The 12,426-nt window shown below is 68.3% G+C and carries 10 protein-coding genes; 6 read left to right on the top strand and 4 right to left on the bottom strand.

The window, feature by feature from the left end; genetic code table 11:
* Nucleotides 1-7 precede the first annotated feature (7 nt).
* Together ABD663_RS06935 and ABD663_RS06930 are read right to left on the bottom strand one after the other, a co-directional pair.
* A complete protein-coding gene (locus ABD663_RS06935; RefSeq protein WP_344737241.1) occupies nucleotides 8-973 on the bottom strand; it encodes an acetylxylan esterase in 966 nt (321 codons plus the stop codon).
* A 29-nt stretch (nucleotides 974-1,002) separates the two neighbouring features.
* On the bottom strand, nucleotides 1,003-2,490 hold the full coding sequence (locus tag ABD663_RS06930; RefSeq protein ID WP_344737240.1) for a L,D-transpeptidase family protein: 1,488 nt from the start codon (nucleotides 2,488-2,490) through the stop codon (nucleotides 1,003-1,005).
* A gap of 188 nt (nucleotides 2,491-2,678) precedes the next feature.
* Here ABD663_RS06930 and ABD663_RS06925 point away from each other — a divergent pair, with 188 nt between their 5' ends.
* The 6 genes from ABD663_RS06925 (at nucleotide 2,679) to ABD663_RS06900 (ending at nucleotide 9,066) form a co-directional block, all read left to right on the top strand.
* Nucleotides 2,679-3,866 (top strand): ROK family transcriptional regulator, encoded by a 1,188-nt coding sequence (locus ABD663_RS06925; RefSeq protein WP_344737239.1) that lies wholly within the window; start codon nucleotides 2,679-2,681, stop codon nucleotides 3,864-3,866.
* Nucleotides 3,867-3,940: 74 nt separating this feature from the next.
* Nucleotides 3,941-5,224 carry an extracellular solute-binding protein gene (locus ABD663_RS06920; RefSeq protein ID WP_344737238.1) on the top strand — a complete coding sequence of 428 codons (1,284 nt, stop codon included), beginning with the start codon at nucleotides 3,941-3,943 and terminating at the stop codon, nucleotides 5,222-5,224.
* 175 nt (nucleotides 5,225-5,399) lie between these two features.
* Nucleotides 5,400-6,356, top strand: a complete 957-nt coding sequence (locus ABD663_RS06915) for a carbohydrate ABC transporter permease (protein WP_344737237.1) — start codon at nucleotides 5,400-5,402, stop codon at nucleotides 6,354-6,356.
* Nucleotides 6,353-7,324 (top strand): carbohydrate ABC transporter permease, encoded by a 972-nt coding sequence (locus ABD663_RS06910; protein WP_344737236.1) that lies wholly within the window; start codon nucleotides 6,353-6,355, stop codon nucleotides 7,322-7,324. The genes ABD663_RS06915 and ABD663_RS06910 overlap by 4 nt, the downstream gene beginning before the upstream one ends.
* 43 nt (nucleotides 7,325-7,367) lie before the next feature.
* Nucleotides 7,368-8,294: an ROK family protein gene (locus ABD663_RS06905; RefSeq protein ID WP_344737235.1), complete on the top strand. Its 927-nt coding sequence runs from the start codon at nucleotides 7,368-7,370 to the stop codon at nucleotides 8,292-8,294.
* Nucleotides 8,287-9,066, top strand: a complete 780-nt coding sequence (locus ABD663_RS06900; RefSeq protein WP_344737234.1) for a glucosamine-6-phosphate deaminase — start codon at nucleotides 8,287-8,289, stop codon at nucleotides 9,064-9,066. The genes ABD663_RS06905 and ABD663_RS06900 overlap by 8 nt, the downstream gene beginning before the upstream one ends.
* A gap of 117 nt (nucleotides 9,067-9,183) precedes the next feature.
* On the opposite strand, the gene ABD663_RS06895 is transcribed toward ABD663_RS06900, so the two are convergent.
* Both ABD663_RS06895 and ABD663_RS06890 read right to left on the bottom strand, forming a co-directional pair.
* On the bottom strand, nucleotides 9,184-9,804 hold the full coding sequence (locus ABD663_RS06895) for a hypothetical protein (protein ID WP_344737233.1): 621 nt from the start codon (nucleotides 9,802-9,804) through the stop codon (nucleotides 9,184-9,186).
* A 304-nt stretch (nucleotides 9,805-10,108) separates the two neighbouring features.
* Nucleotides 10,109-12,292 carry a hypothetical protein gene (locus tag ABD663_RS06890; protein WP_344737232.1) on the bottom strand — a complete coding sequence of 728 codons (2,184 nt, stop codon included), beginning with the start codon at nucleotides 12,290-12,292 and terminating at the stop codon, nucleotides 10,109-10,111.
* Between the last annotated feature and the right edge of the window lie 134 nt (nucleotides 12,293-12,426).

Below are 12,426 nucleotides of genomic sequence, written 5' to 3'. Positions count from 1 at the left end.
GGATGCCTCAGACCCGGGCGCCGAGGAAGGCGGCCTGCTCGGGCCACTGATGCGCCGCGCCGCCTTCGTGGTCGTTGAACGAGTACACGCGGATGTCGCGCTCGGCTGCGTAGTGGTTGTACGCCGCGTACACCGTCGAGGGCGGACAGGTGAAGTCCATGAGCGCGACCGAGAACAGGCCGGGTGCCGTGGCGCGCTTGGCCATGTTGACGCCGTCGAAGTACGACAGCGTCTCGAAGACGCGCTCGGGCGCGGCGCGGTGGACCGACAGATAGGTGACGAGCTCCTGGTACGGATCGCGATCGGTCAACCCGACGGCGCGTTCGAAGTGGCACAGGAACGGCACATCGGGCATCACCGCGACGAGGTCGTCGCACAAGGCGCCGGCCGCGAGTGCGATCCCGCCGCCCTGGCTGCCTCCCGCGACGGCGACGCGCGCGGCGTCGACCTGGGGGAGTGCGCGCACGGCGTCGACCGCGCGCACCGCGTCGGTGAAGACGCGGCGATAGTAGTAGTCCGCGGGATCGTCGATGCCGCGCGTCATGAAGCCGGGTGAGGCGGGTCCCGCGCCGTGCGGATCGGGCGTTTGACCGCCGGCACCCCAGCGCGACCCCTGTCCGCGCGTGTCCATCAGCAGATGCACGTAGCCGGCCGACACCCACGACAGTCGTTCGTGGGGCAGGCCGCGGCCGCCGCCATAGCCGACGTATTCGACGACGGCCGGTCGTGGGGCATCCGCTGCGTGGGGGACGGACAGCCACCCCCGCACCGGATCGCCGGCGAACCCGGGGAAGGTGACGTCGAACACGTCGACGGTCCGCAGCGGGGTGTCGACCGCTTCGACGGTCATGCCCCCGCCGACGGCCCTCGCCTCGGCGATCGTCGCGGCCCAGAACGCATCGAAGTCGTCGGGCTCGGCGACGTCGGGGCGGTAGGACTGCAGGTCGGAGAGGCTCAGGTCGAAGCGCGGCACGCCCACAGGCTACCGGCGAACCGGGGGCGTCAGTTGTGGACCCACACCTCGGTGCCGATCGGCGCCCAGTCGTAGATCTGCTTGGCGACGCTGACGGGAAGGTTCACGCAGCCGTGGCTGCGCGGGGCCCCGAAGCTGTCGAGGTAGTCCGCGCCGTGGAAGGCGATGTCACCGTGGAAGTACGAGACCCACGGGATGTCCTTCGCGCAGTACGGCGCACCGGGGAAGCATCCCATGTCCTGCATCGGCACCTTGGCGAAGATGCGGAAGGACCCCGTCGCGGTGGGGGTGTCGGGAAGCCCCGATGCGACGAGGGAGGAGCTGACGAGCTTGCCGTTCTCGAAGAAGTACACGCGCTGCTCACCGAGATCGACCTCGAGGCGTCGGGCGGTCGCGCTCGTCGTGAACTCGGTGCTGGTCACCGGCAGCTCGTAGACGGCGTCGGCCGACGCGAGCTGTGCGGCGAACGCGTCGGCGATGCCGCTGGTGTCACCGAGCTCGCGGCCCTCGATTCCGGCGGTGAGGGTCTGCAGCACCCCGCCGTCGCTGTCGGTGATCACCGAGGCGTTGACCGCGTCGCGGTTGACGGCGTCGGGCAGGCCGTCGACGACCGACTGGATCGCCGCGCTGTCGACGTCGATCGAGAAGGTGCCGCGGGGTCCGTCTCCGAGCGTGATCCAGGATGCCGCGACCGCGCGGTCGACGGGAACGACCCGCTCCGACCCGACGTAGAAGCCGACCGTGTCGAGGGCGCGGTTGAGCCGCTCGGCGGTCGCGTCGGCGACGTAGGTCTGGGTCTCCGGCGCGACTGCGGCGGTGACCGGGTCGAGTGTCACGGTGCTCTCGCCCGCGATGAACGCGGACTGCAGTGCCGTGCGTACGGCCTCGACGTCGATGCCCTGGCCGTCGACGCCGTCGGTGACGACGTACGACTCGGTGGCGTCGTCGAAGGCGATGGTCGCATCGACCGGGTCGACGTACATCGCCGGTGCGGCGTCGCGCAGTGCGGCCGCCGCGGTCTCGGAATCGACGGCGACGTCGACGGCGACCGACGGCGGGAACCACTGGGTCACGTTCCACATCGGATGCGTCGCGAACGCCTCGTCGGCCAGCGCCGCGGAGTCGACGGATGCTCCGAGATCGGCTCCGGTGACCTCGGCGTCTCCGCCTGCACCGACGAGGATGATCGTCGTGTCGGCCAGCCGGGACTCGATGGCCTCGACGGCCGCGCCCTGCGTGAGCAAGCCGACGCCCACGCCGGCGACGCTGGTGCCGGGGGCGATGAGGACGAGCGAGGATGCGACCAGCGCGGTCGCGGCGGCGCCGGCGCCGAGCCCGATCCACAGGCCGGTGCGCCGCTTGCGCCGCGCAGGTTCCGCCGGTGCCCACTGGTAGGCGGGCTCACCGGGCCCGGTGTCGGAGGGGGAAGCTCCCGTGCTCTGCGTGGGGGGAGTCGCCGAGGCGGCGTCGTCGACGACGTCGTCGTCGACACTCGGCTTGGTCGCAAGATCGGTCACGCCGCCACACCCCCTGGCAATCGGTCCTCGTCGTTCCATGGTAAAGGACGGGTGTGCTCGCGTGCGCATATGCGCGCGGGTGCGGTGCCGACGTGAACCGTTGGTGAATGTAACGGTTTTGTAAACACCCCGTTCAAATTACCTCCGACGACTTGCGTGATGTTTGTTCGTAAGGTCTACTAACAAACATGCCTGCACAGGAAGCGCAGCGGGGCTCTTCCACTCTCGAGCCGCCGCACACCCCCGACGGTCGTCCCGGCGCGAACGGCCGCAGCCGTCGCCCCGGCGTCAAGGTGCTTCCCGAGCATGCCCGTGCGCACAACCGCTCGCTCGTGCTGCAGACCCTGTTCCACCGGGGCGCGATGAGCCGTGCCGACCTCTCGCGCGAGACGGGTCTGACGCGCGTCACGATCTCGGACCTCGTCGCCGACCTCATCGCCGACGGCTTCGTCATCGAGAAGGGACTGCGCGAGTCGGCACGACCGGGCAAGCCCGCGATCCTCGTGGACCTCGACCGCGACGGCCACCGCATCGTCGGCATCGACCTGTCGGGAAGTGACGCCTTCATCGGCGCGGTGCTCACCCTCGACGGCGACATCGTGGCCCGGCGCGAGGTCGCGCTGCCCGAGGCCGACCAGGTGGTCGCAACCGTCGTCGAACTCGCCCGTGCCCTCGTCGCCGATGCCCACGCGCCCGTCCTCGGCATCGGCGTGGGCACCCCCGGCGTCGTCGACGACCACGGTGTGATCCTCACCGCCCCCAATTTCGGCTGGGCGGGCTTCGACCTCGAGACGGCCCTGCAGGCCGCGCTCGACCTGCCGGTCCTCGTCGCGAACGACGCGAACGCCGCCGTCCTCGCCGAGTACACCTTCGGCGGTTCGGGAGACGACGTGCTGCTGGTCAAGGTCGGCCGCGGTGTCGGCTCCGGCCTGCTCGCCGCAGGCCAGCCGCTGCGCGGCGGGCGCTTCGCCGCAGGTGAGATCGGCCACGTCAGCGTCGGCACCGACGGCGGCCCGCTCTGCGCGTGCGGCAAGATCGGATGCCTCGAGGCGTGGCTCGCCGTGCCGGCGCTGACCGAACGCCTCGCGCACGCACCCGCCGCCGACCGCGACAGCATCCTGCGCGATGCGGGGGAGCGCCTCGGCATCGCCCTCGCTCCGGTCGTGGGCGTGCTCGACCTGTCGGAGATCGTGCTCTCCGGCCCTACCGAACTTCTCGACGGCCCGCTCGCGGAGCAGACCGTCGAGACCCTGCGCACACGCACGCTCGCACAGTTCCACGACGGCGTGCGCGTGCGGATGACGGAGCAAGGCCAGGACATCGTCCTGCGCGGCGCGGCCGTCATGGTCCTGTCCGGACAACTCGGGGTGTCGTAGCGCACCCGCCAAACCCCCCCTGGATGGGTCACCCGGCCCATCGGAACACCAAGAGAAACAACAAGGAAGGCACCATGAACAAGAAGCTCGGAGCAGTCGCTCTGCTCGGTGCGTCCGCAGTGGCGCTTGCAGGATGCGCCGGTGGCGGCAGCGCGGCCCCCGTCGAGCCGGAGACCGGCGACCTGACGGTGTGGCTGGTCGGCGCCGACACCCCGCAGACCGCGCGCGACTACCTGAAGGAAACGTTCGAGGACGAGAACGAGGGCTGGACCCTCACGATCGAGGAGAAGACCTGGGCGGACGTGTCCGACACGTACACCGCGGCGCTCTCGTCGAACGACTCGCCCGACGTCGTCGAGGTCGGCAACACCCAGGCGCTCGGCTTCGCCGACGCCGGACTGTTCCTCGACATCAGCGACATCGAGGGCGAGCTCGGTGGCGACGACCTGCTCGGCGGGCTCGTCGAGGCCGGCACGTACGACGGATCGCTGTACGCCGCGCCGTACTACGCCGGCGGCCGTGTCGTGTTCTACAGCCCGATGATGGTCGACGAGCTGCCCGCCACGCTCGACGACTACGTCGCCGAGGGCATCGCGATGACCACCGACACCGTCTCGGGCATCTACGCCCCGGGCAAGGACTGGTACAACGCGCTTCCCTACGTCTGGGCGCACGGCGGCGAGATCGCCGTTCAGGACGGCGACACGTGGGACGCGCAGTTCTCCAGCCCCGAGAGCCTCGCGGGCCTCGAGCAGCTGCAGGACGTCTACGAGAACGCCACGATCGCTCCCGCCGACGGCAACGAACTGCAGGCCAACATCGCGTTCTGCGCCGGCGAGGCCGGCTTCATCTCGAGCCCTGCGTGGGCCGCGGGCAACCTGACGGGCGCATGGCCGTGGGGCGACGCGGACGCGGGCGAAGAGGTGTCCGAAGGCTGCCCCGACACCTACGCCAAGGACCTCGGTGCGTTCGCGCTGCCGGGCCTGAGCGCCGGTGAGACGGCTCCGATCTTCGCGGGCGGCTCGAACGTGGCCGTCGCCACCAAGAGCGAGGCCCCCGAGAAGGCCAAGGCCGCGCTGACGATCATGCTGTCGGAGGGCTACCAGAAGCTGCTCGCCGAGCAGGGTCTGACCCCCGGCATCGTGTCGGCCGCGCAGTACCTGCCCGACACCCCGGTCGCCAAGGCCCAGGCCGAGGCGCTGGCGAACTCGAAGTTCACCCCGACCAGCCCGAACTGGGCAGAGGTCGAGGCGGCTCAGATCATCCCCGACGCGCTCGTGAAGATCGCCGAGGGCGGCGACGTCGAGCAGATCGCCACCCAGCTGGACGAGCAGATCGAAGCGATCCTCAACAGCTGACACCCCCCCCGCGAGGGGTTCCGGCTCGCCCCGGAACCCCTCGCCCGGGACCGATCCCTCGGCCAGACTCAGGACAGAGATCACCTGCGCCTGACCCGGCGACCGGTCCGTCGTCACCGAACTCCCACCCCGCGGTGCGCGTGCGCGCGCCCGCCTTCCTCCGAGAGGAGTTGACATGACCGTCACCGCGACCCCCGTCGAGACCGCCGTCCCGACCGGCCCGACCCGCGAGCAGCGCCGCGCGCGGCGCGAGGCCCGCGGCGCAGCGGGCCTGCTGGCCCCGTCGCTGATCATCCTCGGCGTCATGGTCGGCTATCCGGCCGTGCTGATGGTGATCCAGTCCTTCACCGACTACACGGTGAAGAACAAGGTTCAGGGCACCTGGCCCGAGTTCATCGGCTTCGAGAACTACATCGACCTGTTCACCCAGTCGGACTTCCCGGCGGTGCTGATGCGCAGCCTCGGCCTGATGGTCGTGCTCACGGTGCTGAACATGTCGTTCGGCATGCTGGTGGCGGTGCTCATGACGCGGCTCGGCCGCGCGTGGCGGATCGTCGTGTCGGTGGGGCTCTTGCTGGCCTGGGCCATGCCGCCGCTGACGGCCACCGTCGTGTGGGGCTGGATCTTCGACACCGAGTACGGGGTCGTCAACTGGGCGCTCAACACGATCACCGGCACCAGCGACTGGACCAACCACTCGTGGCTTTTGAACCCGTGGTCGTTCTACTTCGTGCTCACCATCATCATCGTGTGGCAGTCGGTGCCCTTCGTCGCCTTCACCACCTACGCGGCGCTCGGCCAGGTGCCCGGTGAGGTGCTCGAGGCGGCGTCGCTCGACGGCGCCACGGGCATCCAGCGCTTCCGGCTCGTGGTCATGCCCTACCTGCGCAGTGTGCTGACCGTCGTCCTGGTGCTGCAGATCATCTGGAATCTGCGCATCTTCACCCAGGTCTATGCGCTGCAGAGCCGCGGTGGCCTGGCATCCGAGACGAACGTGCTCGGCACGTATCTGTTCCGCCAGGGCGTCGGAGAGTTCGGCGCCACCGCGGCCATCGGAGTCACCATGGTCGTCCTGCTGCTGATCCTCTCGTGGGGATACGTCCGCACCACACTCAAGGAGGAGGAGCTGTGAGCACCCAGGTCAACGCAGCCACCGAACTCGGCACGCTCGGCGTCGAGGAGGTCCTCGGCGAGGGCGGTCGCCCCAACACGCCGCGCAAGGGCAGCATCAGCGCCCGCCGGCCGTCGCCGCGAAAGGTGGCCGTCCGCACGCTGCTGAACATCGCCGCGGCGATCGTCTTCGCGATGAGCGTCTTCCCGGTGTACTGGATGGTGAACATGTCGTTCACCCCCAACAGCGACATCGTCAGCCGCACGCCGAGCTTTCTGCCGCTGGACCTGACGTTCTCGAACTACATCACCGCGTGGACGCGCGAAGCGGCCCCCGGCCAGACGGACTTCCCCCACGCCCTCGGGACGACGGTGACAGTCACGGCCGGAGTGCTCGTGGCGACGCTGCTGTTCGCCTTCCTCGCCTCTGTCGCCGTCGCGCGATTCCGCTTCAAGGGCCGCCGTGCCTTCATCGTGGCGGTGCTCGTCGTGCAGATGATCCCGGGCGAGGCGATGATGTTCACGATCTACGGGATGCTGGACGACTGGCGCCTCATCAACACCCTGCTGGGCCTCGGGATCGTCTACACCGCCACGGTCATCCCGTTCACGATCTGGACCCTGCGTGGGTTCGTCGCGGGCGTTCCCGCCGATCTCGAGGAAGCGGCGATGATCGACGGCTGCACCAAGTCGCAGGCGTTCTGGCGCGTCACCTTCCCGCTGCTGGCACCCGGCCTGGTCGCCACGGGCATCTTCGCCTTCATCCAGGCGTGGAACGAGTTCACCATGGCGCTTCTGCTCATGAACGGGTACAACCTCACCCTCATGCCGTGGCTGAACGCCTTCCAGTCGTCGTCGGTCGGCGGCGCCGTGAACTGGGGAGCGGTCATGGCCGGCTCGACCCTGATCGCCCTGCCGGTGATCATCTTCTTCCTCATCGTCCAGGGCCGCATGACCGGAGGCCTCGTGGCCGGGGCGGTCAAGGGCTGATGCGCGCGCAGAACGCCGCCGCCTCCCGCGGGGAGGACGGCCGATGAGGATCGGGCTGGACGTCGGAGGCACCAAGACCGACGCGGTCGCGGTGGACGCCGCAGGAGACGTCATCGCCCGTGTGAGGCGATCGACGGGGTGGGGCGCGGATGCCGTCGTGCAGACCGTCGTCGACGCGGTCGACGCCGTGCGCGGCGAGGCCGGCATCGCCCAGGAGGACGTCGCATCGGTCGGCATCGGCATCCCCGGTCAGGTGGATGCCACGGGGCGGGTCGTGCACGCCGTGAACCTGGGCGTCGACGAGGTCGATCTCGCGGCGGCGGTCACGCCGCTGCTCGGTGTGCCGGTGCGCGTCGAGAACGATGTGAAGGCGGCCGCGCTCGGCGCCTACGCGCTGCACGCGGCGGCGACCGGCTCGATGGCCTACCTGAACCTCGGAACGGGCATCGCAGCCGGCATCGTCGTCGCGGGCGCCGTCTGGCGTGGTGACCGCGGAACCGCCGGCGAGATCGGTCACCTGGGCGTCGATCCGGCGGGCCCCCTCTGCCGGTGCGGCCAGCACGGCTGCATCGAGGCGTTCGCCGGCGGCGGCGCCGTCGCGCAGCGCTGGGGACGCCCCGGGCTGCACCCGGTGGCCGACGTGTACGACGCCGCCGACATCGGCGATCCGCTCGCGATGGAGCTGCGCGCGGGCGTGGCGCACGGCGTCGCCGCGGCGGTGCGCGTGCTCGTTCTGACCGCCGACGTCGACCGGGTGGTGCTCGGCGGCGGACTCACGAATCTCGGCGACCGCCTCACCGGCGACGTGGCGGCAGAGCTGGCCGCCAGCGCCGAGGCATCCGCGTTCATGCGCTCGCTGCGCCTGGACGAGCGCGTGCAGCTGCTGCCGGCGGGATCGCCCGCCGCGGCCGTCGGTGCGGCGCTGGTCGGCGTGGCCCGCGACCCCCAGGAGGTGCTCGCCCGTGGCTGAGATCGTCATCGTGCCGGATGCCGCGACGGCGGGCGGCCTCGTCGCCGACGAGATCGTCCGACTCGTGCGCGCGCGTCCCGACGCCGTGCTCGGCCTTGCGACCGGGTCGACCCCGCTGCCGGTGTACGAGGCGCTGCGCCCGCGGCTGGCCGGCATCGACGTGTCGCGCGTGCGCGGCTTCGCCCTCGACGAGTACGTCGGCATCGCGGCCGACCATCCCGAGAGCTATCGCTCGGTGATCCACCGCGAGGTCGTCGAGCCGCTCGGCCTCGATCCGGCGCTCGTGCGCGTGCCCGACGGCTCACTCGACGGCATCGAGCACGCGGGAGACGACTACGAGCGGGCGATCGAGGCCGCCGGCGGCGTCGACCTGCAGATCCTCGGCGTGGGCACTGACGGGCACATCGGCTTCAACGAGCCCGGGTCGTCCTTCGGCTCGCTCACCCGCGTGAAGACGCTCACCGAGCAGACGCGCGAAGACAACGCGCGGTTCTTCGATTCGGTCGACGACGTGCCCCGCCACTGCATCACGCAGGGGCTCGGCACCATCCTGCGCGCGCGCCACCTCGTGCTGCTCGCGTTCGGATCCGGCAAGGCGGCTGCGGTCGCCGGAGCCGTCGAGGGGCCGGTCACCGCGTCGCTGCCCGGTTCGGCCATCCAGCTGCATCCGCACGTCACGGTCGTCGTCGACGAGGCCGCCGCCGCGCAGCTGCGCTTCGCCGACTACTACCGGTACACCTTCGCCAACAAGCCGGACTGGCAGGGGCTGTAGCGGGAGCAGCGACCGGTGGTGATCCCCATCCGGGCATTGCCCGATAGGCGGGGCATCCGTGCAATCGCCCGGCCGTTCGGTTGCTCCGCCGCGCGACAATGACGGTCGCGCGCTCGTTCACTTGAACTGGAACGTGCGATAGGACGAGCGGACGTTGAACCGTCGGCCTTCCTTTCGGCGCTGCAGGAAGCCTGCGATCGTGTCGACGTCAGCTCCGCGCATGCCCAGGGCCCGGCACTTCGCTCGCAGTTGGTCGACGGTGATGGACGCCCAGCGATCGGGGCGGTTCATCATGTCTGCCTTGAGCATGTCTTCTTCGTTCCACTTCAGGCCCGAGGAGTAGCCGGCAGCCATCCCGGCGACGTACTCGAGGATCCCGTCGACACCATTCGCCAGCGGTTCCGGCGTCGCCGTCTTGCGTGGCGCCGGGTCTATCGTCGCGCCCGGTAGCAACTGAATCGGATTCACGTCCTCAATCCACTCGGCCGTCTCGTCGACTCCCCACTCGATGATGACGATTGCGTCGGCGTCGGCATTCCAAAGATCGTTGAGACGCTGGCGGTCAGGCCAGGCGTAGAGCACTCGTTGCCCGTCGAACTGCCCACCGTGAAATCCGCGCCATGCGTGATGGTGCGCTCCCGGCTGCGCAATCAGGCGCTTGATGCTTGCGCTCTCGACGTCGCGCCGCGGTGTCACAACGACTACCGTTCCTCCGCTCTGGGCCAGAAGCCACTTCACTGCGCGAGCGTTCTGTGCTTCGCGCGAGTCGCCCTCGCCGAGCCGCGAAACTGCAATTGGTACCTGACCCATAACGGCGACCCCCAGATGTCGATGATCTCTCACGGTAATGGGAGGGTCGGACATCGAAACCAGCGAGGTGACGCTGACGCCGCGAGTAGGTGTACGTACGGGCGTAGGACACGAATCGCCTCACCGCGGCCAGATCATGACAGAGCGCATTTCGATAGATGGGCTGTCGTCACGGCCGACAAGCGGCGCGCCTCGGGGCTGGGCTTGCGAGAAAGCAAGCTCATCGATTCGGCTAGCGATGCTTGCCGCTCCCCGTGATCCCATCCAGGACCTTGGAGTGCGCATCTTCGGCATAATCATGGCGCGCCTTCATGGCCGTCTTGGCCTTAAAAACCGCGTCACGAACCTCGCGCCGAATTCTGCGTTCATCCATGCCCTGCATAGATTCGCGGGTCTTCCTCGCTACTTCGATCAGCTCAAGCGGGACGGACTCAAGCCGTGTCACGTCCACTACAAGGGGCAAGTGTTCAGCTTCAGCGCCCACGTTCCTGCGTAGTGGCCCCAGCCGCAGCAACTGAGACAAATAGTCGGGGCTGAGGGCGGGAGTGTCCGGCGCATCTCTTCCCAGTGCGTCCTTGAGCCATGTGCTCAACTTGAACGCCGTCTTGTCGAGCGTGAGCCACCAGATCTCATGTCCGAGCGCCGGCCGGGTCCCACGTCGCAGCTCAATGACTCCCACCGCGTTCTCGACGTCATGTGCGGCGAGGCGGTCGACTACGTTGCTGGATTGCCCGCGGTCGTATCGAGTGTGCTTGCGTCGAAAGAGCTCGTCTGTAGCTCCTCTCAGTGCGACGTCAGCTTTGTCAGCGACATCTCGCAAGTCATAGCGGCGGATGCCGAACTCTTCTTCCAGAAACTCCTCGATGTCGTGCTCAGGATGTACCGGACCACGAATATCAGTCGCCCAGTTCGAGAACTCGCTCTCGTCCCGCCCCGACAGCATGTACGCGCTGTAAAGGAAGGGCAGTCCGCCGTTCCAGCGCCCGTTGCGGTTGATGTACGCGATGCATCGCTCGACGTGGAACCTCAGCTCTTCGATCACGCCATCGGTGACGAACAGAGAAACACCCGAGGCCACCGCTGCGGCGAGGAGGTTGGTCTGGGATCGCTCCGTGGGATCATCGATGAGCCTCTCCGCGACGAGAGGCAGCAACGCGGAGGTGTCGAGCCACACTTTCGCGTTGTCGAAGACACGGGCGAGCGCTTTCTGTACGTCAGGTGTCTGGTGGAGAAAGGCCATTAACGTGTACGCGTCGAGAACGCGCACGAGGTGGCGGTGCGTTTGCTCGGAGGGTGAGGCGATCACCTCTAGCACCGCTGCTGCGGCCTGCTTCGGGTGCAACCGAAAGTCGATGTCCATGCCTGAGAACTGTTCGGATATCTCGTCGGCGGACAAGAAACTGGCTTGCGCCCCATCCACGGCGGCAGCGAATCGCTCACCGCTCACAAGCATGATGCGCTCGAGTGCGACACGTAGCTTTCGCGCCTCCGCCTTCAGCTGATCAAAGTCGCCGTCGAGCGCCGCGTCGAACCCATAGGCCGCCGCGGCAAGATCCGCCTCCAACGCCTCCTGATCGAGCAAGTACGATGCGGCGGCGTCCTTCCAGCGCTCTGACGCTTCGAACGCGAGGTGGTACTTTCCCTCCGAGGTTCTGTGCTTCACCGGACCGTGTTTCCGAGACAGCCGGGTCAGTGAAGAGCGCGTGAGTTCAGCAACCTGGTTCGATGCTCCGTGCGGCACCAGTTCGCACATGCGAGCGACGATCTTCGCTTCGTCGAGCGTGTCGTCCTGGCTGGTACCTACCAGCACAGACTGGACCAACGCGTCAAACGATGTCTTCGTAAGGTTCTTGTCGCCGAAGCGGTCCGATTCGTTCAGGGCGAGCTGCACCATTGCGACGCGTGCATCCTCCGAGGACAAGGCGGCCCCGGTCGCCGTCGCGATTCCGCGCGATGAAACGATGGGGTCGACGATCTGAGCGCAGAGCTCCTCCGCGGCCACTGCGCGTTCGGGCGCAGAAGTCTCGCGTTCACAGAACCACTCGCGGTCCCGGATATCGAGGACAATGCCATGGTCGTCCCACAGCTCGGCCACGAGATCGTCCGCCTGGGCGCCGATCGCCTGGCTCGTGCAGTAGATGAGTCGCGAGTAACCGAGTCCGTTGGACTCGGCCGTTTTTACCGTGTCTCGGATCTTCGACTTCCATGATGCCGTGACCGAGTATTGGAAGCCGGTGCGGGCTACCCCGGAGAGCGCGAAGAGCTCGCCGTCGCGGCCCTTATCCCCCGAGGGCGTCGCTGTGGTCCTCAGCGCTGGGAAGTCCGGGATAAGGAACTCCGAGCAAAAGCGCTCAAAGAGTTGCCAGTCTCCACTGCCTAATTGTTCGAGGGCGAACCGCAACCGCGCGTGAACCATTTCTGAATGCTAGGGCAGGAAGGTCGAAGGACCCGCTCCGACGTTGAGGTTCGGCTGCACGATGGTGGGTCCTTTTGCGGGCGTCGATGGCGACGTCAGTCGAGGAGGTGCCGGAGGTATCGCTCTGGTGCTGC

This window comes from Microbacterium awajiense (assembly GCF_039536545.1).
Lineage (GTDB): Bacteria > Actinomycetota > Actinomycetes > Actinomycetales > Microbacteriaceae > Microbacterium > Microbacterium awajiense.
This window is presented reverse-complemented; position numbering and strand designations above follow the sequence as displayed.

Bases quoted from the DNA above. Each gene is read 5' to 3' on its own strand.
- ABD663_RS06905 (WP_344737235.1), top strand. From the start codon at position 7,368: ATGAGGATCGGGCTGGACGTCGGAGGCACCAAGACCGACGCGGTCGCG.
- ABD663_RS06920 (WP_344737238.1), top strand. From the start codon at position 3,941: ATGAACAAGAAGCTCGGAGCAGTCGCTCTGCTCGGTGCGTCCGCAGTG.
- ABD663_RS06925 (WP_344737239.1), top strand. From the start codon at position 2,679: ATGCCTGCACAGGAAGCGCAGCGGGGCTCTTCCACTCTCGAGCCGCCG.
- ABD663_RS06915 (WP_344737237.1), top strand. From the start codon at position 5,400: ATGACCGTCACCGCGACCCCCGTCGAGACCGCCGTCCCGACCGGCCCG.
- ABD663_RS06890 (WP_344737232.1), bottom strand. From the start codon at position 12,292: ATGGTTCACGCGCGGTTGCGGTTCGCCCTCGAACAATTAGGCAGTGGA.